17 protein-coding genes are annotated in these 25973 nt (G+C 68.8%); 11 read left to right on the top strand and 6 right to left on the bottom strand.

Going from position 1 to position 25973, the window contains the following annotated elements:
* Positions 1 to 20 precede the first annotated feature (20 nt).
* Entirely contained in the window at positions 21 to 1421 is a 1401-nt protein-coding gene (locus tag ACIHAX_RS00085; RefSeq protein WP_397274982.1) for a PLP-dependent aminotransferase family protein, read from the bottom strand.
* 72 nt (positions 1422 to 1493) lie between these two features.
* On the opposite strand from ACIHAX_RS00085, the gene ACIHAX_RS00080 reads away from it, so the two are divergent.
* The gene (locus tag ACIHAX_RS00080) at positions 1494 to 1814 is read left to right on the top strand and encodes a cupin domain-containing protein (RefSeq protein WP_355074789.1); all 321 of its coding nucleotides are present in this window, start codon (positions 1494 to 1496) and stop codon (positions 1812 to 1814) included.
* A gap of 379 nt (positions 1815 to 2193) precedes the next feature.
* On the opposite strand, the gene ACIHAX_RS00075 is transcribed toward ACIHAX_RS00080, so the two are convergent.
* Both ACIHAX_RS00075 and ACIHAX_RS00070 read right to left on the bottom strand, forming a co-directional pair.
* Positions 2194 to 2853, bottom strand: a complete 660-nt coding sequence (locus tag ACIHAX_RS00075) for a QsdR family transcriptional regulator (protein ID WP_397274980.1) — start codon at positions 2851 to 2853, stop codon at positions 2194 to 2196.
* A gap of 260 nt (positions 2854 to 3113) precedes the next feature.
* Entirely contained in the window at positions 3114 to 4430 is a 1317-nt protein-coding gene (locus ACIHAX_RS00070; RefSeq protein ID WP_397274978.1) for a helix-turn-helix domain-containing protein, read from the bottom strand.
* A gap of 260 nt (positions 4431 to 4690) precedes the next feature.
* Between ACIHAX_RS00070 and ACIHAX_RS00065 the strand changes: the two genes are divergently transcribed.
* The 3 genes from ACIHAX_RS00065 to ACIHAX_RS00055 all read left to right on the top strand — a co-directional run bounded on the left by ACIHAX_RS00065 (position 4691) and on the right by ACIHAX_RS00055 (position 6589).
* Positions 4691 to 5038, top strand: a complete 348-nt coding sequence (locus ACIHAX_RS00065) for a hypothetical protein (protein ID WP_397274976.1) — start codon at positions 4691 to 4693, stop codon at positions 5036 to 5038.
* A 208-nt stretch (positions 5039 to 5246) separates the two neighbouring features.
* Positions 5247 to 5609, top strand: a complete 363-nt coding sequence (locus tag ACIHAX_RS00060; protein ID WP_364424890.1) for a hypothetical protein — start codon at positions 5247 to 5249, stop codon at positions 5607 to 5609.
* Positions 5610 to 5650: 41 nt separating this feature from the next.
* A complete protein-coding gene (locus ACIHAX_RS00055) occupies positions 5651 to 6589 on the top strand; it encodes a hypothetical protein (protein WP_397274974.1) in 939 nt (312 codons plus the stop codon).
* A gap of 9 nt (positions 6590 to 6598) precedes the next feature.
* Here ACIHAX_RS00055 and ACIHAX_RS00050 read toward each other — a convergent pair whose 3' ends face one another.
* Positions 6599 to 7075 carry a hypothetical protein gene (locus tag ACIHAX_RS00050; protein ID WP_355074777.1) on the bottom strand — a complete coding sequence of 159 codons (477 nt, stop codon included), beginning with the start codon at positions 7073 to 7075 and terminating at the stop codon, positions 6599 to 6601.
* Between the two features lie 104 nt (positions 7076 to 7179).
* Here ACIHAX_RS00050 and ACIHAX_RS00045 point away from each other — a divergent pair, with 104 nt between their 5' ends.
* Positions 7180 to 8178, top strand: a complete 999-nt coding sequence (locus tag ACIHAX_RS00045; protein WP_397274971.1) for an ADP-ribosylglycohydrolase family protein — start codon at positions 7180 to 7182, stop codon at positions 8176 to 8178.
* A gap of 138 nt (positions 8179 to 8316) precedes the next feature.
* Here the strand turns inward: ACIHAX_RS00045 and ACIHAX_RS00040 are convergent, their stop codons facing one another.
* Together ACIHAX_RS00040 and ACIHAX_RS00035 are read right to left on the bottom strand one after the other, a co-directional pair.
* Positions 8317 to 9060, bottom strand: coding sequence for an ABC transporter ATP-binding protein (locus ACIHAX_RS00040; protein ID WP_397274969.1), 744 nt, complete (start codon positions 9058 to 9060; stop codon positions 8317 to 8319).
* Between the two features lie 97 nt (positions 9061 to 9157).
* Entirely contained in the window at positions 9158 to 10204 is a 1047-nt protein-coding gene (locus ACIHAX_RS00035; RefSeq protein WP_397274967.1) for an ABC transporter permease, read from the bottom strand.
* Between the two features lie 130 nt (positions 10205 to 10334).
* Between ACIHAX_RS00035 and ACIHAX_RS00030 the strand changes: the two genes are divergently transcribed.
* The 6 genes from ACIHAX_RS00030 to ACIHAX_RS00005 form a co-directional block, all read left to right on the top strand.
* On the top strand, positions 10335 to 11711 hold the full coding sequence (locus ACIHAX_RS00030) for a histidine kinase (RefSeq protein ID WP_397274965.1): 1377 nt from the start codon (positions 10335 to 10337) through the stop codon (positions 11709 to 11711).
* A complete protein-coding gene (locus ACIHAX_RS00025) occupies positions 11708 to 12325 on the top strand; it encodes a response regulator transcription factor (protein ID WP_355074768.1) in 618 nt (205 codons plus the stop codon). Before ACIHAX_RS00030 ends, ACIHAX_RS00025 begins: the two co-directional genes overlap by 4 nt.
* Before the next feature lie 99 nt (positions 12326 to 12424).
* Entirely contained in the window at positions 12425 to 12766 is a 342-nt protein-coding gene (locus ACIHAX_RS00020) for a hypothetical protein (RefSeq protein WP_364424884.1), read from the top strand.
* 175 nt (positions 12767 to 12941) lie between these two features.
* Positions 12942 to 13367 carry a PPOX class F420-dependent oxidoreductase gene (locus ACIHAX_RS00015; protein WP_355074764.1) on the top strand — a complete coding sequence of 142 codons (426 nt, stop codon included), beginning with the start codon at positions 12942 to 12944 and terminating at the stop codon, positions 13365 to 13367.
* 24 nt (positions 13368 to 13391) lie between these two features.
* Positions 13392 to 14141 carry a precorrin-4 C(11)-methyltransferase gene (cobM, locus tag ACIHAX_RS00010; RefSeq protein WP_397274962.1) on the top strand — a complete coding sequence of 250 codons (750 nt, stop codon included), beginning with the start codon at positions 13392 to 13394 and terminating at the stop codon, positions 14139 to 14141.
* A gap of 409 nt (positions 14142 to 14550) precedes the next feature.
* A partial coding sequence (locus tag ACIHAX_RS00005) for an amino acid adenylation domain-containing protein (RefSeq protein WP_397274960.1) occupies positions 14551 to 25973 on the top strand: 11423 nt, incomplete at its 3' end.

The raw sequence follows: 25973 nt of genomic DNA, 5'->3' as shown, positions 1-25973 counted from the left end.
CAGCCGGAACGGAAGTCCGTTCAAATAGCAAGCGGGGGTGACACCGCGACGGGCTGGTCAGGTGGTTCGTAGGTCCGCCATGCCTCGGCTAATCGGCGTGCGGCTTCGCGCAGGTCGTGGGGTTCGGCGACGAAACTGATCCGTATGCGGTCGATGCTGCCGCCGGAGGCATCAAGCCCGGCACCGGGCAAGATCGCGACCCCGTGTCGCAGTGCGCGCTGAGCGAAGGAGGCGCCGTCCCCATGGGGCAGTCGGATCCACAGCGTCTGGCCACCGGACACCGTGGGGATGTCCCATTTCGGCAGACGCGCGGCCAGTTCGGCCACCAGCAGGTCGTGACCTTCTCTGCGCTGCTGCGAGATTCGTTCCCGCAATCGGTCGAGATCGCGGAGCAGCCAGGTGGCGGCTAACTGTGCTGGGATGTTGCCGCCGAGGTCGTGCACCGCGCGCAGCCGAGACAACCGGGCGATCACCGGGACCGGTGCCCGCACCCAACCGACACGCAACCCGCCCCAGACGACCTTGCTGAGCGAACCGATGGATATCACCGATTCGTCATAGTGGGCCAACGGCGGTGGTGGCGGATCGGTGCCAGGGAATCCGAGATCGGCCAGCACCTCGTCATCGACCAAAGGCACCGCGGCCCTTCTCGCCGACTCGACCAGGACCCGCCGTCCCGACGCGGGAAGCACCGTACCTGTGGGGTTGTGGCATGTCGCAACGACATACGCGAGCGCCGCCGAGGTTACCGTGCCCAAGCCGACCGGGCCTGTCCGCAGTACCGTCGCGGCCTCGCGAAACGCCTCGAGCGCGCCCGGGTACGTCGGCGCCTCGACCAGGACGTGGTCACCGGGCCGGAGCAGTGCGCGGGCGAGTAGCGACAGCGCGTGTTGTCCGCCGCCGGTGACGAGAATCTGCTCCGGATCGGTTGGCACGCCACGCGCTCGATATCGGTCGGCAATCGCCCTGCGCAACAGCGGATGTCCGGTTGGGTGGTACCCGATGTCGCCCTCGACCGCGGCGAGCTCGGGCGCGATGCGCCGATATGCCTGGGCCAACTCGGGCGGCGGTTTCCCCGGAGCGGCACAAGCGAGCGCGATGACATCGGCGCTCGGCTCGAGCAGTTGCAAAAAGGCCGGGGAATGGGTGGTCTCGCGAGCCGGGACCGTCTCGGTTCCCGCGACCCGGGTGCCACTGCCCTGGCGGCGCACCACGCGACCATCCGCGCCGAGCAGATCGTATGCCGCTACCACCGTACTGCGCCCGACCGCGAGAGCCTTCGCCAGTTTGCGCTCGGGCGGCAGCCGCATGCCCGACCGCAGCTCACCGTCATCGATCAACGCCCGCAGTCGCCGCGCCAGCAGGACATAGAGCGGACCTCGGTCGGTCGACCAGCGACCGAGCCGATCAGCAAGTTCCATTGGCTCCATATGCAAACCAATTCTGCCTGATTGGCTCTAGGGTCCCGACCTCGCCACGGCGACGATGAACCCATGAGCAAGATCTCCATTACCGATGTCGTCGACGACCTGAGCGGTCCTTGGCAGCCGCGCGACCTGGCCACCGCCAACGACGCCGTGGTGCGCATCGCTCGCCTGCACGGCGCATTCCCCTGGCATCACCACGACGAAGACGAGCTGTTCCTCTGCTGGAACGGCACCTTCCGCATCGAAATGCAGGACCATGCGGCGGTAACACTTGGTCCCGGCGAGATCTTCGTGGTTCCTCGCGGAGTCGAACACCGACCGGTGGCCGAGGAACCAGCTCACGCGATCATGATCGAACGGCCGGAAACCAAGCAATACGGCAATTAGCCGAGGACGCACGCGACAGCGGTAGAAGCTGCGACGCGCTGAGTGAACTGTCAGTGCGGCTCCCTATGCCGCGGCAGCCTGGTCAGCTCCTCGTGGTACCGGGCGGCGTAGTAGGCGCGATAGGAGTCAGGGAAGTAGCCACAGTCGTTCACAAGGCAGCCGATCATATTCAATGCTTGGATCGCCGACTTCGGATGCCGATACTTCCGGACAGTGACTCTCGGACCATTTTCGCAACAGGTTTCGGACTGCTGTTCGACAAGCTACGTAGTCGAATACGCCGGCAGGTCCGGTAAACCTGATGTGGACGTCGGGTTCGCGGGGAAGCGGGGATTCCGCTGAAGAGGTGTACACCTGTCGTCACGCAGCTTCCGGTGGCCTACTCCGCATCCGGACCGCTGGTCTTCTCGCAGGGTAGGAGTGCGTTGACAACCCTGGCGGAACGATCATGGTCGGGCTGCTGGCCGGTGATGAGCCCGAGGTAGGTATAGGACTCCATGACGCGGACCAGTACGTACGGCAGATCTTCGGAAGGAATCGACGACTGCAGGCGACCGGCGGCGGTCTCCTCGCGCACGATCTCGGCGATCAGCTCGATCAGTCGAGCCTCGAAACCGGACGCTTTGGTTGTCAGCAGGCGCAGGGCCAGTTCGCCCTCGCGGTCGATGAAGCGCTGCATGCCCGGATTCGTGTTGACGGCGCGCATGGCCTCGTTCATGACGGCTGCGGCGGGGGACTGACCGGGCGCGGCGGGAGGTCCGGAGTGGCAGTGGGTCTTCCGCGAGCGGGTGAGGGTCGGTTCGATCAGTGACCAGAGAATCTCGGTGAGCAATTGGTCGCGGGAGCCGACCCAGCGATACAGGGTGGCGCGGTCAACGGCGAGCTCCTTGGCCAGCGCTTGCATGTCCACACGGTCGCCGGCGAGGAAGGTTTTGCGGGCTTCGCGGAAGGCGTCGAGAGCGGTCGGACGCGACGTCGCGGTGCCGTCGAGATGGCGCCGCAACGGTGTGTCGGCGGAGTGGGGGTCCTGCCTTGGCATCCTGCGCACCTCCCTGCGGTTGTCTCGGAATGCGTGCCGACCGTCACAGTATGCTACATTTCGGAGAAACATTGCAAGAAAGCTACGGATAATTATTCTGGTGCAACACTGAACTATCCGCCGCTTCGGCCTCCTGACCCGAACCCGGTGTTATGAGCCGTCTTTGAGCACAATCGTGCAGGTTTGAAGGGACAACCGCCGATCTGACGCATTTGGTCTCGGCGGCTGCGCTGCGCAGTTACATGTCTTGTCGAGCCAGGTCACGCCGTTCGGGCGAGTGTGTCGAAGCGGTGGCGGAGGTGTTCGGCGTCCTCGCCGTGGGTGCGGGTGGCGGCGGCGCGGACGGGGCGTAGTTCGGCCAGGAGGCGTGGGGAGTTGACGGGGCCTTCGAGGAGGGTGAGGGCGGTGTGTGCTTCGGTGATGGCGGAGGTGGTGTCGCCGAGGCCCGCGAGGGCTGCGGCGTAGTAGGCGCGGTACGACGCTTCGTCGCGGGGGAAACAGCTCTCATGGCCGACGCTCTCGCGGTACAGCTGCACCGCCCGGCTGTGGTGTCCGAGCATGCCGAGTCCTCGCGCCTCGTGGGCGCGCAGTTCGGCCTCGGTGACGTGCTCCAGCCATGCCGGGTCGTCCGGGCTGTCGAGCCCGCGATCGGCTTCGCGCCAGACTCGCACCATCGCGCGGCTGAACTCCTGCTCGTCGCCGACGGCCGCGTAGGCCGTTGCCTCCTCGGCGGCCTTCAGCGCGTTCATACGAGCCGACGGTATGCCCCTGACGAGTTCTGTCGAACGTCGTGCGAGGCGCACGGGCTCGGCGAAGGAAGCGGGCGAGGACGCGGCGAGATTCGCGAGATCGCCGAGGGCGGCGGCCAATAAGGCATTGTCACCGCACTGTTCGGCGAGCAAGACCGATTCCGTGAGGTGCCGCCGGGCCGTGCCGGGGCGATTACTGTCGCGAGCCAACCATGCAACGGTATTCGACAGCCATCCCGTCGCACTGACCAATTCGGCACCTATGCGGTGGCCGTAGGACCTCGAGTCCAGTAGCCGCCGTACGGAGGCGTATTGCCCTGCTGCGTAGTGGAATATCGCGCCGCCACCGCGATGATGGTCGTGCTCCCAGAGTCGTTCGGTGAGCATGCGGATATACGTGATATGCCCGGTGCCGACCCGAATCGGTTCCGCGTTCCTGGTCGGCGGTATGGAGACACCCGCCACCGCGGTCATTGTCGCTGCCAGGCCGAATTGTCTGCGGTCCACGTCGTCGACTCCTTCGCAGGCCCCGTTGTCGATGGTCCCCGTATCGGGGGTAGCGAGCAAGAGGGGCAGCAACGCGGTGCGCGGAACGCCCAGCGCGTCGGCGGCGCGGACCAGTTCGCGAATGACGAAGATGGTTCCTACTTCTCCGCGCTCGACTCGTCCAGCGTGGGTGCGGTCCCAGTGCAGCAGTGCTCCGAAATCGGCTTGGGACAGGCCCATTTCTTTGCGGACGAGGGCGAGGGCCTGACCGGGCCGTCCTTCGGCGAGCAACTTGCGGAATCGCGGCGACTCCCATACGCCGTCGATCTCTTTGTCCGTCACCTTCGATCCCCCTGACTCGAAATTCGATGTCCTGAGCGGACTTAAGCACGGTCGCGCAGGCGAGGAGGGGCAACCGCAGATATCGCGCACTTGGTCTCGTGCGCTTGACAGCGTGGCGGTGTCCCTTCCGTTCCTCGAGGCTCGAGGTACGCGCGCCGCCGGGGTGATGCCGTGCGCGGCACGGCACTCCGGACGCGGTGAGCCGCGAGCGGTGGCGAAAGCCCCCGGCGGCGGGCGCTCCCATCGAACGAGAGGTGATCATGAAGCCGAAAGTGGTCGGGTACCTGCGCCGCGACATCTCCGGCCAGCGCACGCGCAGGCACGAAATGGAAATCCGGGCGCTGGCGAAGGCGTCGGGCTTCGACCTGGCGCGAACGCTGGTCGCGGGCCCGACCGCGCCCGCTTCGCTCGCTGCGCTGCTCACCGTGGTCGGCCGCGTCGATGCGTTCGCGGTGATCACTCCCGCGCTCGACCATGTGGAATTCCGTGCGGACGAGATCATGGCGGTGTGCGCGCTGATCACTCTCGAATCGCGGCACGCCCCGCCGCGTGGTTTCGCTCGGCGTTCGCCCTCCGCGCCGCACCGTGGCTTCCCGGGCCGCGCGTAGTCGATCGAAAGCACTTCCGCTCTCGCTTCGTCGCGCGGTCGCTGATACCCGAATCTCACGGCCCGCGCGGGCGTGAGCCTCGCCGCGAGGAACAGACCGTTCGGTAGTAGGTTGCCCTTCATGAGACGTCGGCATCCGGCCGGAGCTTTGCTCCAGCCGGATGCCGGGCCGCTGCCGGGCGGTTCGTCGCAGGTGAAGGTGAGGGTTCATGGCCGAGTGCACGCCGACTCTGGTCGCGATCTATGACGTCGGTTTTTCGCCGGAACGCCGAGTAGCCGAATTCAGGTTGGTTCCTGGCGGTGGCGTGACGCTCACGGTGACCGATCGTGACGGATGCCCGATCGCCGAAAGGTTGTACGAGCGCGGTGTCAAGGTTTTCGACCCGCCCGGGCGAATAACGCCGGACGAAGGTCCGTCCTTCCTGCGTGCGCTGCTCGACGCGCCGGAGATGAGCTATTACCGCGTCGTCGATGAAACCCCGGTCGAGCCGAAGCGGCCCGGCGTCCACACGCCTTGGTCCGCGCTGCCCGCACCGGTTTCGGATGGCGCGGCCCCGCCGCCCTCTCGGTGAGAGACGCTGTCACCCCTCTACTTCGCAACATCACCCGGCGCTTGACCAGAACCCTCGATCTGGGCACCCAGACCGCGGCGGGCACCTACCGGCGCACCAGCCGCACGCTCGACCTCGGCGCTCGTGAGTTCCGGGACGTCGACGAGCGGTCCTCGCATCTGGTGGAAGAGGCGCGCACCCAGGTACAGCCGCATCCGGCACAGGTGGCTCGACAGCGAACGCGGGACTACCAGCCGAGCGCGACCGAATCGGCGATGAGCGCGCGTCGGCTGACCACCGACGTCGGGTTCGACGGTGACATGCGGGACAAAGCGCTGAGAAGCTCCACGACAGTGCAGAAGATGCTTTCCGACGACGGTGAACTCAACGTCTACAAACCGATCCACGGTGAGCAATACGACGCGGGATTGCCCTTCGTGCACGCTCCCGGCGCGCTGACGAGCCGGGAGATCGCGGCATATCGCGTCGATGAACTACTGGGCTTCGGTCGGGTGCCTCCGACGGCTCGGACGGACGGTGTGATCGGACCCGACGGCAGAGCGTCCGGCCCCGGCATGATCCAGCAGTTCGTCAAGTCCGAGCCTGCCAAGCCGGTGGGCGAATATCCGAAAACGCAGCAACAGCAGGTCGCGGTGCTCGACTACATCATCGGCGCCATGGACCGGCATCCCGGCAACTACCGCACCGTGGAACGTAACGGGCAGCTGGAAGTGGTCGCTATCGACCACGGTCGATCGTTTCCCCTGTCGACCCGACCGCTGGAGATCAATATCGATTCCGATTTCGTCATGGCGCAGAAGGGTGAGCGCCTCGAAGGGGATGTGCTCCGCGCGGTCCAAGGCGTGGATATGGACCGATTTCGAGCGGCGCTCGGAGACGCCGGTCTGCACGAGAATGCCGTCAACGGTGCGGTGACCCGACTGGAGAAAATACGCGAGCTCGGCATGATCCCGGCCGACGCCAGGGTCTTGCCACCCTGATCCGCTGGATCATCCGGCCTGCGGGTGCGGGCGCCGTTCGATCGTGTTCCGCGCCCGTGCCCACACTTCCTCCGCTTCGAATTCCGCGGCCTGCCAGGAGTCGGTGGCCAGACCGACTCGGCCGCGCCACTTCCGCATGATGTCGGCGTGCACCGGCCAGCGCACGAACCGCCGCATGTCCTGCTCGGTTTCCCACACCGAGATCGAGCCGCCGCGCGACTCCGACGGCCGGGCCCACAACCACAGGCCGACCGCGCCGTGCATCACCGGCCAGTTCCGGCCCAGCCGCATTCCCGTCTTGTAGATCGCCTGGACGTCCTCTTCGGAGGCGGCCAGAAAGTCGGTCACGCTGACGAACACCGGGCCCCGGCTGTCGTGCAGCGGCCCGGCCTGCCAGGGCATCAGCACGGTTCCGTCGGAAAACGGCTGTTCATCCGTGCCGCTGTGCCGGTCGCCGGAACGGTTCTCGCTAGAGTTAGTAAGCATGAGTAGATGATATGCACTCGCTTATTGAATTGCCAACCCTTACCTTCTGGTCTTCGCGGCCGGTGGTACATCGAACCCGCACCGTCCCGCGCCTACCACCGGCAGTGCTCCGATTTGTCTATCGATCGACTGGATCCGAGTGGTCGCACAGCGGGCGTCTTGCTGTAGTCGGTCAGAGTCGGCACTATTGCTTCCGTATGCCCCTGACTCCTGATATCGCCCTCGACAGCCTCGACGGTCTATCCGTTGGCGACGCATTGGGCGCCCAGTTCTTCGTGCCCGACCGTTCCCTATCCGACCTTCTCGCCGGGCGCCCGCCGACGGCCCCGTGGCAATGGACCGACGACACCGAGATGGCCTGCTCGGTCTATTCGGAAATTCGCAACCGCAGCTACATAGACCGCGATGCGCTCGCGGCCGTATTCGCCGACCGCTGCAAGCCCTATCGCGGCTACGGTGGCGGCACAGTCGTCGTGCTGCACCAGATACGTGACGGACGCCCCTGGGCCGAGGCCGCAGGCTCATCGTTCGACGGTCGTGGTTCGTGGGGAAACGGAGCCGCGATGCGGGTCGCCCCACTTGGGGCGTACTTCGCCGGGAACCCGGACCGGGCCGCAGCGCAGGCCGCGTTGTCCGCCGAAGTCACCCATCGGCATCCCGAAGCGATCATCGGCGCCATGGCGATCGCCGTCGCGGCGAGCCATGCCGCGGCCACTCGCGAAACTGGCTGTACATCAATGGAGTTGCTATCCGCCGTCGAGCCATACCTGGTCGACGGACTAACCGCGACAGGTGTCCGCGGAGCTCGAAAACTACTGGGCAAGACGGTAGCCGAAGCGGCCTACGAACTCGGCAACGGCGCCCAGGTCAGCGCTCAGGACACGGTGCCGTTCACCTTGTGGGCGGCAGCAACCTATCTCGCCGACTATCCGGCCGCCATCACCGCATGCGTTGAAGCGGGTGGAGATGTGGACACCACAGCAGCGATCGTCGGTGGCATCGTGGCAGCCCACACGGGAATAGGGAATCGAGATCACGTCTGCGGAATACCACAACAGTGGCTGCTCGCGCGTGAGCCTCTTCCTTCGTGGGCGACAAGATAGCCCAGTCCGCGGGCTGAGCACTAATGTCATTCCCCCGCAGGTGCACGCCGCTTGTCCTCGGTCAGCTCAGCCGGTATCCCGAGTCCGGAGACCGCTGGGTTCTGTTGTCGGCACCGGGGTGGTCCGTCTGTTGGCGACCTATGGGGTCACTAGGGCGGCGGCTGGAACGGTTTCCGGAGTGAGGCGTCCGTCGACCATCTGGTAGACGGCGTTCATGCGGTGCAGGTGGGTGCGGTCGTGGGTGACCAGGAGGGTGGCGGCCTCGTGTTCGTGGGCGACGGACAGGATCAGGTCGATCACCGCGGCGCCGCGTTCGGTGTCCAGTGCGCTGGTGGGTTCGTCGATCACCAGGAGGGACGGTGCGTTCATCAGGGCGCGGGCGATGTTCACTCGTTGCCGTTGACCGCCGGACAGTTGCGCGGGGCGCTTGTCTCGCTGGTCGGCGAGCCCGACCGAGTCCAGTAGTGCCAGTGCGCGTTCGCGGGTCGTGCGGCGGTGTCGGCGTGACGTGATGATCCGCTGCCCGAGATGCGCCATCGCCTCGAGTTGCTCGACGGCGGTGAGTGCCGGGATCAGGTTCGGTTGTTGGAAGACGATGCCGATCGACGAGCGACGCAGTGCGGCGGCTTCGCGACGGGTCACGTCAGCGAGATCGGTTGTGTCCCGGGGCGTTACGAGACGGATGCGCCCGGATTCCGGGCGGATCAGAGTGGCTGTCACAGCTAGCAGGCTGGACTTGCCGGAGCCGGACGGGCCGGTGATGGCGGCGATCTCGCCGCCGGAGACCCGCAGGTTCACTCGGTCCAGGGCGGTGAGCCGGCCGGTGCCGTCGGGGTAGGTGAGCGTCACATCCGCGAGGGTGAGCATGGTGGTGGGTGTCATCGAAACTCCGTGCTGAGGGCGGTCGGGCGGTTCGGGTGCGCTGATGAGGCGATCCGGGTGCGGCGGTTGGCGATCGTGCCGTGCGGAGGCCTGCGGTTCAGCGGCCCGCGCCGAGCGCGGTGAGCGGGTCGGCGGTGAGCAGGAAGCGCAGGGCGAACGCCGCGCCGAGCAAGCCGAGCAGGATCAGCGCGAGCGAGGGAAGCAGCGTGGTGGCCGGGCTCAGCACGAACGGCACCGCGTCGCCGAGCAATGCCGCCGCGGCGACGGTGATCCCGAGGCCGGTCGCGATACCGGCCGTGAGCACGGTGGCGGCTTGGACGAGTGCGTCGCGGACGAGCGACCCCGAAGTCGCCCCCAGCGCTTTCAGTGTGGCGATGTCGGGCATCCGCTGAATCGTCCACACGGTGAAGAACGCGCCGATCACCAGCGCGGAGATGGCGAACAGCAGGGCGGTCATCAGGGTGAGCGAGCCGTTTTCGGCCTGGTAGGAGCCGATCGCCGAGCGCGCTCCCGACAAGTCGGTGGTCCGGGTGTGTGCGGTGGTGTTCACCGCTTCCGGATCGGTCGCCCCCGACACCGCGAGCACGGTGGCCGCGCCGGAACGAGGGTTGAGCGCCTGCCAGTCGGCGAGCGTCATCCAGACCACGGGCGTATGGCTGTACCAGTCGTCGCCACGCACGGCGGACACGACGAACGCGCGGCCGCCGATCACCACGGAACCGCCGGGCGCGGCACCGAGATCGGCGGCCGCGCCGGTACTGAGCAGCACCGTGCCCGCATCGGTCGCTGGGTGGTTGCCGAATGCCGTGTCCGTGCCGAACAGGGCGACCTGCGCGGGGGCGGAGCCGTCACCGTTCGCTTTGCCGCGGGCGATGCCCACCGGTGTCACGCCGCGGGCGGCGGCGCGCCAAGTCGCGATCTGCTCTCCGGTCAGCATGGACCCGTCGAACGAGGGAGCGCCGCCGGTGTCGGCGAAGACGACGGTATCGCCGGGCAACGACTCGACGGCCGAGACGTTCTGGTGCGCGAGCCCGGCCGTTAGCCCGCTGAGGAAGCTCACCAGCACCGCCACCAGCGTGACGACGAGTGTGATCAGTGCGAACCGGCCGCGGGCGGCGCGGAGGTCTCGGAGTGCGACGAACATGTCTCCACCCTCACGCCGCGCCGGGCCGTTTCCATCGCGCCGGGGGAGGAAGCGCGGATGAGCGAAAGTCGGCGGCGGTTTTCCACCTTTCGATGGATGCCCCGGCGATAGCCGTACATAAGCTGACACCGTGCACTCGTCCCCGTTGACCCCGGTTTTCACCACCTTGCGGCTCGGCCTGCACGTGCTGATGACCGGTTTGGCGGTAGTGGTCGCCGTGCGCGCGGTGCTGCCCGGCGCGGCACATCCGGCCGCGACCGTCGGTCTCGCCGCGGCCTTCCTCGTGACCTATTTCGCGGGTGCGGGGTTCGCGGGGAAACGGCGCGCGATTCCGGTGTGGCTCGGTGCGCTGACGGCCCTGTGGCTCGGGCTGGCCGTACTCGCGCCGGACGCGGGTTATCTCGCGTTCGGCCTGTTCTTCCTGTACCTGCACCTGCTGCCGCGCCCATGGAATCTCTGCGCCGTGGCCGCCGCGACCGCCGTGGCGGTAGTCGGCTTCGGCCTGCATCGGGGCTGGTCGGTGGCCGGTGTGGTCGGCCCGGTCATCGGAGCCGCCGTCGCGGTCGGGATCGGGCTCGGTTATCAGGCGTTGTTCCGCGAGGCCGCGGAACGACAGCGACTGATCGACGAATTGCTCAGCACCAGAGCGATACTGGCCGAGCGGGAACGCACGGCGGGCAAGCTCGCCGAGCGGGAGCGGCTGGCCGCCGAGATCCACGACACGGTCGCGCAGGGGCTGAGTTCCATTCAACTGCTGCTGCACGCGGCCGAGCGGGAAGCGCCGGATCACCCCGCGCTGCAACGGATCCGGCTGGCCAGGGAGGCGGCCGCGGAAAACCTCGCCGAGACAAGGCGACTCATCGCCGAACTGGCTCCCGCCGCGCTGGAGGGACAGTCACTGGCCGAGGCGCTGGAGCGGATCACTCAGCGCGCCGCCGCGCCCGGGTTGAATACCAGGTTCGTTGTGGAGGGTCCGCCGGAGCGACTGCCCATGCCGATCGAGGCCGCGCTGGTCCGGATCGCGCAAGGCGCGGTCTCGAACGTGATCCGGCACGCCGGTGCGGGCCGGATGCGCGTGACGCTCACGTATGCGGACGACGCGATCCATCTCGACGTGGTCGACGACGGTGTCGGCATCGCTCCCGAAGTACTCGAGCGCAGCCCGTCGGGATCGTTCGGGCTGGCCGCCATGCGATCGCGGGTACACGAGCAGGGCGGAGTCATGGCGGTCGAGTCCGAGCCGGGGCACACGGCAGTCACCGTGTCCTTTCCGCTCGACACTGTCTCGGGTTGCGCCGAACTCGAAGCGGGCGAACATGGCGCGGTGCCGCTCGCCATGGCACATCGGCCGCGCACGGAACCGGCCCGGACGGAATCAACTGCCTCGGACCCGGTCGGGCCGGTGTCCGGCAGTCAAGGCGGGCCCGAGACCGGTCCGCCCGGCCAGGGCGGAACGAACACCCGAGGCACGGACTCGCGCGACCTCGGCGCGGAGGGTTCCGAGTGATCCGCCTGCTGCTCGCCGATGACCACGCGATCGTCCGCGCCGGATTGCGCGCGCTGCTGGACGTCGCCGACGACATCACCGTCGTCGGCGAGGCGGCCACCGCGGAGGCCGCCGTCGCGTTCTGCGCGACCACGCCGGTCGACCTCGTGCTGATGGACCTGAGTTTCGGGTCCGGCCGGTCGGGAGTCGAGGCGACCGCGCGGCTGCGTGAGTTGCCGAGCCCGCCGAACGTTCTCGTGGTCACCAACTACGACACCGACGCCGACATCCTCGGCGCGGTCGAGGCCGGCGCGTGCGGCTACATCCTCAAGGACACACCGCCCGGCGAATTGCTCTCCGCGGTGCGGTCGGCCGCGGCGGGCGACAGCGTGCTCTCGCCCGCGGTCGCGTCCAAGTTGATGACCAGGGTGCGCCGCGCCGACACCACGCTGAGCAGGCGCGAGATCGAGGTATTGCGGCTGGTGTCCGACGGTCGGTCCAACCGCGAGATCGCCAAACAGTTGTTCCTCAGCGAGACCACCGTCAAGTCCCACTTGGTGCATATCTACGGAAAACTCGGCGTGCGCTCGCGTACCTCCGCGGTGGCGCGGGCCCGCGAGCGCGGCATGCTGTGACGCGGACGCGCGCAGGAACGGCCGTTCTTCACCGGAGTCGAAGCTCCGCCGATCGACTACTGTGACCGACATCGGATTTTCTATTTTCGGGGGTTTCACATGCTGATCTGGGGCTGGCAGAAGCGTATCCACACGCTCGCCATGATCACCTTGATCTGCGGCCGCTGCGGCAATCCCGCCGCGCACGCGCTGCGCAAGCTCGTCACGAAGTTCACGCTCTTCTTCATTCCGCTCTTCCCGCTCAGCACCAAGCATCACCTGGAGTGCACGTGGTGCGGCGCATCGTCACCGGTCGCCGGACCGCAGGTGCCCGACCTCCTCGCCCGCGCGAACGCCGAGAGCATGGGCCCCGCCCAGTACCAGCAGCCCGCCGCGGGCGGCCCCAACGCCCAGTGGCCCCAGCAGTCCGCTCCCCACCCCAACTCCAACTGGCAGCGCTGACGAAAGTCCACCGGAGACAGCCAGTGAGTCGGCAGTCCGGCACGGTGCGCGCTGATCGCCTTCCACCGCGGTCGATACCGCCGCAACGAGTGAATCGCGCGACCGAACTCAGCCGAACGGAGCCGATCGAACCAACCGAGCCGAGCTGTCGGGAGTCACCACCTAGGGTGAGCGGATGGCCTCTCTTTCCGATCCCGAAGTGCGCGAGTTTCTGACCCATGGCACCCGCACCGGCAAGGTGGCGTTCGTGACGGCTGACGGCAGGCCGATGGTGACGCCGGTGTGGTTCATCGTCGACGGCGACGAACTGGTGTTCAACACCGGCAAGTCCACCGCGAAGGGCAAGGCGTTCGCCCGGGACGGCCGCGTCTCGGTGTGCGTCGACCTGGAGGAACCGCCCTACGCGTCGGTCCAGTTGCGGGGCACGGTGACGCTCTCGGAAGACCCGGACGAACTGCTGCGCACCGCCACCGAGATCGGCGGCCGTTACATGGGCGCCGACCGTGCCGAGGAATTCGGCAAGCGCAACGGCGTCCCCGGCGAACTCGTCGTCCGCCTTCGCCCCGAGAAGGTGATCGCCCACTTCGACGCCACCGCCTGAGCGGGGGTCAATACACTCGCGCGCATGACCGTGCACTTCATCGGGGCCGGGCCGGGCGCGGCCGATTTGTTGACGGTGCGCGCGGTCGAGTTGCTCCGCGCGTCGCCGGTGTGCCTGTACGCGGGGACCTATCTGGATCCCGGCGCGCTGGCGTACTGCGCGCCCGACGCCGAGCTGGTCGATACCCAGCGCTTGGACCTCGACCAGATCACCGAGCGTCTGGTGCGCGCGGACCGGGCCGGACAGGACGTGGCCCGCCTGTGCTCGGGCGACCCGTCGCTGTATTCGGCGCTGACCGAGCAGACCCGCAGGCTGGACGCGCACGGGGTGCCGTGGGATGTCACACCGGGCGTGCCCGCCTATGCCGCCGCGGCGGCGGTGCTCGGTGCGGAGTTGACCGTGCCGGAGCTGGTCCAGTCGGTCGTGCTGACCCGGGCGCAGGCCCGCTCCACCGCGATGCCCGAGTCCGAAGCGCTGGCGAATTTCGCCGCCACCGGCGCCACCCTCGCGCTGCACCTGGCCGTCACTCGCACCCGCGCGACGGCCGCCGAACTGGCCGCCGAGTACGGCCCGGACTGCCCGGTCGCTGTCGTCTACCGCGCCAGCCAGCCCGAGCAATTGATCCTGCGTGGGACCCTGGCCGACATCGCCGACCAGGTCGAGGCCGCCGGACTGCGGCAGGCCGCGGTGATCCTGGTTGGCCGCGCGCTCACGCCGGCGGTGTCGTGCGCGGAATCCCACCTCTATGACCCGGCGCGGGTGCGCGGGTCGTGACGGCGGGTGCCATAGGCGGCCGCCTCCCGCGGCGCGAAAGCGCCGGTTTGGGGCGGGGGTGACGCATGTGAGAACCGCAACATCCCCCTGGCAAACCTCTTACGACCTACCTACCTGCGTTGATGTGCAGCGGCTATGACGATTGGTTGGTCGGCTGCCGGGGGCGACGGTAGATTGATCCGGTGATTCGCAAAGAAGGTCCCGGCGGAGCCGGTCGGTGGGTGCTGGGCACGGGCGAGCCCATGTAACGAGCCCGGCCGGTTGGACAGATAGTTCAATTGAACATTTTTGCCTGATTTGATGTGAGAACTGAACCTGGAGACGCAGGCGCCACGCTCGGATAGGTGGAGCGCCCTCTCCGGGTGTGGTCGGGGAGCGCTTGCGTGGTGTTCCGGAAGCGAGGTTACGGTTGGACCGGCTGGATTTCGGCGGAAACGGCGAAACTGGTAGCGAACGGGCACACGCTGCGTCTGGGGTAGCACCCGAGGTGTCGGGTGCGTTCCCGTTGTCTCCCGCTCAGCTGGGCATCTGGTACGCGCAGCACGTCGACCCGCAGGTGCCGGTCACGATCGCGCAGTACGTCGACCTGCACGGTGAGCTGGATGTCGATGTGCTCGAGCGGGCCAGCATCGACGCGTCGCACGAGTTGGGTTCCGGGTTCCTGCGGATCGTCGAGCGCGATGGCGAGCCGCTGCAGTTCGTCGACCACTCGATCGCCGATTACGACAAGGTGGTGTACGTCGATCTACGCGGCGAGGCCGATCCGGCCGCCGCCGCGATGGCGTGGATGCGCGCGGAGTACAGCCGTCCGTTCGACCTGCTGAACGACCGGTTGATCAAGGTCGCGGCGCTGCAGCTGGCCGACGATCATTGGTACTGGTATTCCCGCTCGCATCACGTCGCGCTCGATGGCTTCGGCGCGATGACCTATGTGAATCGCATCGCTGAGCTCTACACCGCCTACGTCGACGGGGTCGAACCGGCTGTTTCCAAGGCGACCGACCTGCACACGCTGTATGAGCAGGAGATCGCCTATCGGGAGAGTTCCCGCTTCGCCTCCGACAAGGAGTATTGGGCGCAGCGGGTGGCGGGGCTGGAGGAAGGCACCAGCCTGACCGGCCGTTCCGCGCCGCCCGCCGCGATCAACGGCATCGCCAGCGCCGCGCTGTCGGACGAGCAGAACACCCTGCTGGACGCGGCGGTCGCGCGGCACGATTCCTCGCCCGCCGGTCTGCTGCTGGCCGGTTTCGCCGCGTATCTGGCGCAGTGGAACGGCGTCGAGGACGTCATTCTCAGCCTGCCGGTGACCGCGCGCACTACCGCGGCGATGCGCCGCTCGGGCGGCGTGTCGTCGAACATCGTGCCGCTGCGGCTGCACGTGGGCCACGACACGACGGTGTCGGAGCTGCTCAAGCAGGTGGCGATCGAGGTGTCCGGCGCGTTGCGGCACCAGCGGTACCGGCACGAGGACATCCGCCGCGACGCGGCCGGTGACGGTGTGGTGACCACGGAGTTCTTCGGGCCGTGGGTCAACATCATGCTGTTCGGTGACGAGATCGCGCTCGGCCCGATGGTCGGGCAGCTCAGCGTGCTGTCGACCGGCAGCATCGAGGATCTCGGCGTCAACTTCTACCAGTCGGTCGCGGGCACGCGATCGCACATCGACTTCGAGACCAACCCCAACCTCTACACCGAGGACGAGGCGCGCCGCCACCACGGCCGGTTCCTGGAGTTCTTCGATCGCTTCCTCGCCGCCGAGGCGAACGCCGGCGTGTGGGGGCTTCCGGTCGCCACCGCCGAGGAGCGTGAGCGGACGCTGCTGGAGTGGAACGACTCCGAGCAGGACGTTCCGGAGACCACGCTCGCGGCGCTGCTGGACGCGCAGATGTCGCGGACCCCGGACAACATCGCCCTCGACTTCGAGGGCGCGACGCTGGCCCACCCGTCGCCCGACCACCACCCCTCATCGAGTCGCTCCGCGACGCTGACGTATCGGGAGTTCGACGCGCGGGTCAACCGGCTGGCTCGTTTCCTGATCGCCGACGGCGTGGGCCCGGAGTCGCTGGTCGCGCTGGGCATGCGCCGCTCGCTGGAGCTGGTGATCGGCATGCACGCGGTGCTGAAGGCCGGTGGCGCGTACGTGCCGATCGATCCGGATCATCCGGCCGAGCGCACCGCCTACATCCTCGACAGCGCCGCGCCGGTGTGCGTGCTGACGCACTCGGCCGACGAGCTGGAGCTGCCGCAGGCGGTGCGGCGGGTGGAGATCGACACCCTGGACACCTCGGCGTACTCCGCCGACCCGGTGACCGACGCCGACCGCCTGGCCCCGCTGCGTCCGGACAACACCGCCTACGTCATCTACACCTCGGGTTCGACCGGCCGCCCCAAGGGCGTCGCGGTCACCCACCACGCGATCGTCAATCAGCAGCTGTGGATGCTCGACGAGTACCGGCTGACCGCGGAAGACGTGTACCTGCAGAAGACGGCGACCACGTTCGACGTGTCGCTGTGGGGTTACTTCCTGCCGCTGATGGTGGGCGCGAAGCTGGTCATCGCGTCGCCGGACGGGCACCGCGACCCGCTGTACGTGGCGGAGATGATCGCCCGGCACGGCGTCACCGTGACCGACTTCGTCCCGTCCATGCTGACGGTGTTCGTCGCACACGCTACGCAGGCCCAATGCGCGACGCTGCGGGCGGTTTTCGTGATCGGCGAGGCGTTGCCGCCGGAGACCGCGGCGGGCTTCCGCGCCATCACCGACGCGGGGCTGCACAACCTATACGGCCCGACCGAGGCCGCGGTCTCGGTGACCTACTGGGAGGCGACGGCCGCCGACACGGTGACCGTGCCGATCGGTATCCCGGAGTGGAACGTCCAGGTCTACGTGCTGGATTCGCGGTTGCGCCCGGCCGCGATCGGCGCGCCCGGTGAGCTGTACCTGGGCGGGCGTCAGCTCGCCCGCGGCTACCGCGGCCGTCCCGACTTGACCTCGGATCGCTTCGTCGCGAACCCGCTGTCGAGCACGGGTGAGCGGATGTATCGCACTGGCGACCTGGTGCGCTGGAACGAAGCGGGCACGCTGGAATACATCGGCCGCACCGACTTCCAAGTGAAGTTCCGCGGCCAGCGCATCGAGCTGGGGGAGATCGAGACCGATCTGCTCGCCCACCCCGCGGTCAGCCAGGCCGTCGTGCTGGTGGTGGACACCGCGACCGGTCAGCAGTTGGTGGCCTACGTCGTGCCCGCTCCCGGTCACAGCGTGGAACCGGTGGAGCTGACCAGGTTCGCCGCCGAGCAGCTGCCCAGCTACATGGTGCCCGCGTCGATCATGGTGCTGGACGCCTTCCCGCTCAACACCAGCGGCAAGCTGGACCGCAAGGCGCTGCCGGAGCCGGTGTTCAGCGCCGACGCCGGCGACTTCCGCGCGCCGCGCACCCAGGCCGAGCAGATCGTGGCGGGCATCTTCGCCGACGTGCTCAGCCAGGACCGCGTCGGTATCGACGACAACTTCTTCGACCTGGGCGGCAACTCGCTGGTCGCCACCCAGGTGGTGGCGCGCATCGGCGCCGCGTTCGGCACCCAGATCGGGGTGCGGGCGCTGTTCGAGACCCCGACCGTCGCCGGTATCGCCGCGCGCGCGGAAAACGCCGCGCCCGTGGGCGAATCGCGTCCGCCGCTGGTGGCCCAGCAGTTGCCGGAGCGGGTGCCGCTGTCGCTGGCACAGCAGCGTATGTGGTTCATCAACCAGTTCGACCCGACCGTGCCGACCTACAACCTGCCGTTCGTGGTGCGGTTGCGCGGCCAGGTGGACCTGGAAGCGTTGCAGTCGGCGCTGCTGGACGTGGTCGAGCGGCAGCAGTCGCTGCGCACGATCTTCCCCGAGTCCGGCGACGGCGGCTACCAGCAGGTGCTCCCGGTCGACCAAGTCGATCTCGGCATCGAGGTGCAGCCGATCGACGAGGCCGAACTGCACGGCGCGCTGGCCGAATTCGCCGCGCGCGGCTTCGACGTCTCGACCGAGCTGCCGATCCGGGTGCGGGTCTTCGCGGTCACCGGCGGGCGTGGCAACGGCGCGGCGGACTACGCGCTGGCGTTCGTCGTGCACCACATCGCGGCCGACGGCTTCTCCTTCGGCCCGCTGGCGCGCGACGTGGCCGCCGCCTACCTGTCCCGCAGCGCGGGCGAGGCGCCGAGCTGGGCGCCGCTGCCGGTGCAGTACCAGGACTTCAGCGTGTGGCAGCGCGAGCTGCTCGGCGCGGAATCCGATCCCGCGTCCATGGCGGCGCGCGAGATCGCCTATTGGCGTAGGGCATTGGCGGGTCTGCCGGATCAGCTCGACCTGCCCGCGGACCGCCAGCGCCCGCCGGTGCAGAGCTTCCACGGCAGCCGGGTGAGTTTCGACATCGACGCCGAGTTGCACCGGCGGCTGGTCGCGCTGGCCCGCGCGCAGGGTGTCAGCCTCTTCATGGTCATGCACGCCTCGCTGGCCGTGCTGCTGGCCCGGTTGTCCGGCACCAGCGACATCGCGATCGGCACCCCGGTGGCCGGGCGCGGCGAGCAAGCGCTCGACGACCTGATCGGCATGTTCGTCAACACCCTCGTGCTGCGTTCGGAAGTGGACGGCAGCGAGTCGTTCGCCGAATTCCTCGGCCGCACCAGGGAAACCGATCTCGCCGCGTTCGCGTTCGCGGACGTGCCCTTCGAGCGGCTGGTCGAGGTGCTCAACCCGACCCGCTCGCAGGCGCGGCACCCGCTGTTCCAGGTGATGCTGTCGTTCCAGGAGATGTCGCACGCGACCCTGGAACTGCCCGGGCTCTCGGTCACCGCCGACGAGCTCGAGGTCGACATCGCCAAGTTCGACCTGCAATGGACGGTCACCGAGGAACGCGGCGCGAACGGTGAGCCCGCAGGCATGGGCGCGGTCATCTCCTTCGCCACCGACCTGTTCGACGCGCCCACCGTCGCCGAGTTCGGCCGCCGTTACCTGCGCGTGCTGGAAGCGGCCGTCGCCGCGCCGGGAACCACGGTGCGCGATATCGAGATCCTCGACGAGGCCGAGCGCGCCCGGGTGCTGACCGAGTGGAACCACACCGGGCACGACGTGCCCGCCGCCACCGTGCTCGAGCTGTTCGAAGAGCAGGTGCGGGGCAGGCCGGACGACCCGGCCGTCCTGTTCGACGGCGGCACGCGCGGCGCGGAGGAGTTCGGCGCGCCGATCGAGCTGACCTACGCCGAGTTCGCCGCGCGGGTCAACCGCTTGGCGCGCAAGCTGATCGACGCGGGCGTCGGCCCGGAGACGTTGGTCGCGGTCGGCATTCGCCGCTCGGTGGACATGCTGGTGGCGATCTACGCCACGCTGACCGCCGGTGGCGGCTACGTGCCGATCGACCCCGACCACCCGGCCGAGCGCACCGAATACGTGCTCGACAGCTCGTCTCCGGTGTGCGTGCTCACCACCACCGGCGACAATGTCACCGCCGCCGACATCCCGGTGCTGACGCTGGACACCCTGGACCTGAGCGGATTCGGCGACGAGCCCGTCACCGACGCCGAGCGCCGCGCCCCGCTGCGCGCCGCGAACACCGCCTACGTGCTCTACACCTCCGGCTCCACCGGCCGCCCCAAGGGCGTCGCGGTCAGCCACGCGTCGGTGGTCAACCAGATCGCCTGGATCACCGCCGAATACCGGATCGGACCGGCCGACGTGATCCTGCAGAAGACGCCGGTCACCTTCGACGTGTCGGTGTGGGAGCTGTTCGGCACGCTGGCCGTCGGCGCCCGCATGCTGATCGCCGCGCCGGACGGTCACCGCGATCCGATCTACCTGTCGGAGATCATCGGACGGCACCGGGTCACCATGACCTCGTTCGTGCCGTCCATGCTGTCGGTGTTCGCCGGGTCCGCCGACACCGCCGAATGCGCCTCGCTGCGCGCGGTTCTGGTCGCCGGTGAAGCGCTGCCGCCCGCGACCGTCACCGCGTTCCGGCAGTTCTCCACCGCCGCGGTGCACAACCTGTACGGCCCGACCGAGTTCACCGTGCACGCCACCGCCTGGCAGCTCAACGAGGTCGCGCCCACGTCGGTGCCGATCGGCCGCCCGGTGTGGAACGCGCAGACCTACGTGCTGGACGAGGGCCTGGCCCCGGTTCCGGTCGGTGTGCCCGGCGAGCTGTACCTCGGCGGCGTGCAGACCGCCCGCGGCTACCACGGGCGTCCCGACCTGTCCGCCGAGCGCTTCGTCGCCGACCCGTTCGGCCCGCCCGGCTCCCGCCTGTACCGCACCGGCGACCTGGTGCGCTGGGTGCGTCCGCGCGATCCGGAGGTGGGCAGCGCGGGCGTACTGGAGTACATCGGCCGCACCGACTTCCAGGTGAAGTTCCGCGGTCAGCGCATCGAGCTCGGCGAGATCGAGACCGCCCTGCTCGACCATCCGGCCGTCACCCAGGCCGTGGTGCTGGTCATGGACACCGTCGCGGGCGACCAGCTGGTCGCCTACGTGGTCACCGGCGGCGGTCCCGTCGACCTGGACAGCATCAAGAACGCGCTGCACCGCACGCTGCCCGCGTACATGGTGCCCTCGGCGATCGTGGTGCTCGAGGCGTTCCCGCTGAACGCCTCCGGCAAGCTGGACCGCAAGGCGCTGCCTGCGCCGGTGTTCGAGGTGCGCGAATTCCGCGCTCCGACCACGCCGATCGAGGAGATCGTCGCGCAGATCTTCGGTGAGGTACTCGGTATCTCCCGCGTCGGCGTGGACGACGACTTCTTCGAGCTGGGCGGCAACTCGCTGATCGCCACCCAGGTGGCCTCCCGCCTCGGCATCGCGCTGGACACCAGGGTGCCGGTGCGCATGCTGTTCGAGGCGTCCACGGTCGCGGCGCTGGCCGCGCGGGTGGAGTCGCACGCCGGGGACGGCGCGCGCAAGGCGCTGGTGGCCCGGCACCGTCCCGAGCAGGTGCCGTTGTCGCTGGCGCAGCAGCGCATGTGGTTCCTCAACCGTTTCGACACCTCCTCGGCGGTCAACAACATCCCGGTCGCGATCCGGTTGTCCGGCGATCTGGACATCGCCGCGTTGCAGGTCGCGGTCATCGACGTGATCGACCGGCACGAGTCGCTGCGGACGGTGTTCCCGGAGACCAAGACCGGCCCCGTGCAGGTGGTGCTGGACGCGGCGCAGATCGTGCCGGACCTGACCCCGGTGCGGGTGACCGAGCACAACCTGATCGATCACCTGGTCGAGCTGGCGTCGATGGCGTTCGACGTGACCAGCGAAGTGCCGCTGCACGCCCGGCTGTTCGAGATCAGCGAGACCGAGTACGTGCTGGGCATGGTGGTGCACCACATCTCGGCCGACGGCTGGTCGATGGGCCCGCTGGCCCGTGACGTGATGGTGGCCTACGCCGCGCGCACGTCGTGGGAGGCGCCCGCGTGGTCGGCGCTGCCGGTGCAGTACGCCGACTACGCGCTGTGGCAGCGCGAGGTGCTCGGCTCCGAGGACGACCCGAGTTCGCTGATCGCCAACCAGATCCGGTACTGGACGCGCGAACTGGCCGATCTGCCCGACGAATTGACGCTGCCGTCGGACCGGCCGCGCCCGGCCGTCGCCTCCTACCGCGGCGGCACCTATCCGTTCGTGATCTCCGGCGAGACCCAGCGCGCCCTGATCGAGCTGGGCCGCAGGCACAACGCGTCGCTGTTCATGGTGCTGCACAGCGCGCTGGCGGTCCTGCTCGCCCGCGCCAGCGGCACCAGCGACATCGCCATCGGCACCCCGGTCGCCGGTCGCGGTGAAGCCGCGCTGGACGACCTGATCGGCATGTTCGTCAACACCCTGGTGCTGCGCACCGAGGTGGACGGCGCGATGAGCTTCGCCGACCTGCTCGCCCGCTCCCGCGAAACCGACCTGCACGCCTTCGCGCACGCGGACGTACCGTTCGAGCGCCTGGTCGAGGTGCTCAACCCGGCGCGTTCGCAGGCGCGGCATCCGCTGTTCCAGGTGATGCTGACCTTCCAGAACACCCGGCAGGCCAGCTTGGAACTGCCCGGTCTCTCGGTCAACGGCATCGACTACGACGCCCGGCTGGCCAAGTTCGACCTGCAGCTGACCCTGTCGGAGACGCAGGACGACCACGGCGATTCGGCGGGCATGTCGGCCGAATTCTCCTACGCCCTGGATCTTTTCGACGAGCCGACGGTCGCGGCGTTCGCCCGGCGCCTGGACCGCATCCTCGCGGCCGTGACCGCCGACCCGGACGTCCCGATCGGCGACATCGACCTGCTCGCGTCCGAGGAACGCGCCAGGGTGCTGATCGATTGGAACGACACCGGACATCCGGTGGACCAGGTCGCGACGCTGGTCTCGCTGTTCGACGCGCAGGCGGCGGCGACGCCGGACGCGATCGCGCTGGACTTCGAAGGCGAGCGGCTGACCTACCGCCAGTTCCAGGAGCGGGCCAACCGCATCGCCCGCCAGCTCATCGGCGCGGGCGTGGGCCCGGAATCGCTGGTGGCGCTGGCGCTGCGGCGTTCCACCGAACTGGTCGTCGCGATGTACGCGGTGGTGCAGACCGGCGCGGCCTACGTGCCGCTGGACCCGGATCAGCCCGCCGACCGGATCAACTACATCATCGAGACCGCCCGCCCGCGGATGATCCTGTACCGCTCGGCGGACGGATTCGGCCTGGACCCGCAGCCCGCGGTGACCGCGCTGTCGGTGGAAGGCATCGAGGGCGTGCCCGGTTTCGCCGAGACCAGCGGCGCGCCGATCACGGATGCCGAGCGCACGCGCCCGCTGCGGCCGGAGAACACCGCGTACGTCATCTTCACGTCCGGTTCGACCGGACGCCCGAAGGGTGTCGCGGTCAGCCACGAAGCGATCGTGAACCGGTTGCTGTGGATGCAGCACGAGTACCCGATCGGTCGCGACGACGCGGTGTTGCAGAAGACGCCCGCCACGTTCGACGTGTCGGTGTGGGAGTTCTTCTGGCCGTTGCAGACCGGGGCCAGGCTGGTCGTGGCGCGCCCGGAGGGGCACCGCGACCCGGTGTACCTGTCCCAGATCATCGCCGAGAAGCAGATCACCACGGCGCATTTCGTGCCATCGATGCTCTCGGTCTTCGTCTCCACGCTCGGCAACGAGAACGGCGACGGACTGCCCGCGCCGCGGCTACGGCAGGTCTTCGCCTCCGGTGAGGCGCTGCCCGCGCAGACGGCGCAGCGTCTGCGCGAGCTGACCGGCGCGCGGCTGCACAACTTGTACGGCCCGACCGAGGCCGCCGTCGACGTGACCTACCACGAGGCGACCGAGGCCGACACGGTGTCGGTGCCGATCGGACGCCCGGTGTGGAACACCCGCGTCTTCGTGCTGGACAGCCGCCTGCACCCGGTCGCGCCGGGTGTCGCGGGTGAGCTGTATCTCGCGGGCGATCAGCTGGCGCTCGGCTACCTGGGCCGCTCGGACCTGACCGCCGACCGGTTCGTGGCCAACCCGTACGGCGCGCCGGGGGAGCGGATGTACCGCACCGGTGACCTGGTGGCCTGGACGCCGGACGGCGAACTGGACTACCTGGGCCGCACCGACTTCCAGGTGAAGCTGCGCGGTCTGCGTATCGAGCTGGGCGAGATCGAGGCCGCACTGCTGGCGCAGCCGGGTATCGCGCAATCGGTGGTCGTGCTGCGCTCCGACGCGCACGCGGGCGATCAGCTGGTGGGCTACCTGGTCTGCGAACCGTATGTGGCTGTGGACATCGACGAGGTGAAGTCCGCGCTGGCCGCGGCGCTGCCGGGCTACATGGTCCCGGCCGCGCTGGTCGTGCTGGACGCCTTCCCGGTGAACGCCTCCGGCAAGCTGGACCGCAGGGCGCTGCCCGCTCCGGTGTTCGAGGCCAGGGTGTTCCGCGCGCCCTCGACTCCGATCGAGGAGATCGTCGCGGAGATCTTCGCCGACCTGCTCGGCGTGCCGCGCGTCGGCGTGGACGACGACTTCTTCGAGCTCGGCGGCAACTCGCTGGTCGCCACCCAGGTGACCGCCCGCGTCAGCGCCGCGCTGAACACCGAGGTCGGCGTGCGCGTGTTGTTCGAGGCCCCGACCGTGGGCGCGCTCGCCGCGCGGATCGAGTCGCACGCGGGAAGCGGTGCGCGCCAGGCGCTCACGGCACAGGTGCGTCCCGAGCACCCGCCGCTGTCGCTGGCGCAGCAGCGCATGTGGTTCCTCAACCGCTTCGACATCGGGAGCGCAGCGACCACATCAGGCGCGGCCTCCGCCACCTACAACATCCCGGCCGCGGTGCGGCTGGAAGGCGCGCTGGATCTGGACGCGCTGCGCGGCGCGGTCGCCGACGTGGTCGGGCGCCACGAATCGCTGCGCACCATCTACCCGTCTCGCGACGGCGTGGCCTACCAGCGGGTGTTGAACGCCACCAGGGCGATTCCCGAGCTGGACGTGGTCGAGGTGGCCGAGGGGCAATTGCTCGGCGTCCTCTACGAGTTCGTCGAGCGCGGCTTCGACGTGACCACCCAGCCGCCGGTGCGCCTGCGCGCCTACCGGCTCGCCCCGGACGACTACGTGCTGGTCGTGGTGGTGCACCACATCGCCGCGGATGGCTTCTCCATGCGTCCGCTGGTGCGCGACCTGATGACCGCTTACGTGGCGCGGACCTCGGCGGCTGAGCCGGGCTGGCCGCCGCTGGCGGTGCAGTACGTGGACTTCGCGCTGTGGCAGCGCGACACGCTCGGCTCCGAGGACGACCCGACCTCGCTGATCTCCGAGCAGCTCGACTACTGGCGCGAGACGCTGGCCGGGCTGCCCGACGAACTGCGCCTGGCCGGTCGTCCGCGGCCCGCGGTCGCCTCCTACGGCGCGGGCACCTATCGGTTCCGGGTGCCGGGCGAGCTGATCGAAGACCTGAACCGGGTCGCGCAGACGCACGGCAGCACGCTGTTCATGGTGGTGCACGGCGCCTTCGCCGCGCTGCTGGCGCGGTTGAGCGGCTCCGAGGACATCGCCATCGGCATCCCGGTCGCCGGTCGCGGCGAGCAGGCGCTCGACGATCTGGTCGGCATGTTCGTCAACACCCTGGTGCTGCGCGCCGAGGTGGACACCGCCGAGCCGTTCGCCGATCTGCTCGCCCGGGTCCGCGAACGCGACCTGCAGGCGTTCGCGCACGCGGACGTGCCGTTCGAGCGGCTGGTCGAGGTGCTCAACCCGGCGCGTTCGCAGGCGCGGCATCCGCTGTTCCAGGTGATGCTGTCGTTCCAGAACCTCGGCCGCACCGCGCTGGAACTGCCCGGTCTCACCGTCTCCGAGCTGGGCATCGACCAGCCGACGGCGAAGTTCGACCTGCAGCTCACACTCAGCGAGGTCCCCGGGGCCGAGACGGCGATGGACGCCGAACTCGTCTATGCCACCGACCTGTTCGACGGCGTTTTCGCCGGGACGTTCGCCGAGCGGTTCGTGCGCGTGCTGCACGGCATCGCCGCCGATCCGTCGGTCACCGTCGGCGACATCGACCTGCTCGACGACGCCGAGCGGGCCTTGGTGATCGAGCGCTGGAACGCCACCGAATTCCCGGTCGACGCCGCGCTCACCTCGCCGGTCGGCGACGCCGCCGCGACCCTGGTCTCGCTGTTCGAGGCGCAGGTCGCGCGCACTCCGGACAGTCCCGCGGTGACGTTCGAGGGGACGAGTCTGTCCTACGCCGAGTTCGCCCGCCGGGTGCACCAACTGGCGCGCTGGCTCAAGGTCAACGGCGTCGGCCCGGAATCGTATGTGGCACTGGGCATGCGCCGCTCGATCGACCTGGTGGTCGGCATGTACGCGGTGAACGCCGCGGG

The sequence above is a fragment of the Nocardia sp. NPDC051929 genome, assembly GCF_044548645.1.
GTDB classification, from domain to species: domain Bacteria; phylum Actinomycetota; class Actinomycetes; order Mycobacteriales; family Mycobacteriaceae; genus Nocardia; species Nocardia sichangensis.
This window is presented reverse-complemented; position numbering and strand designations above follow the sequence as displayed.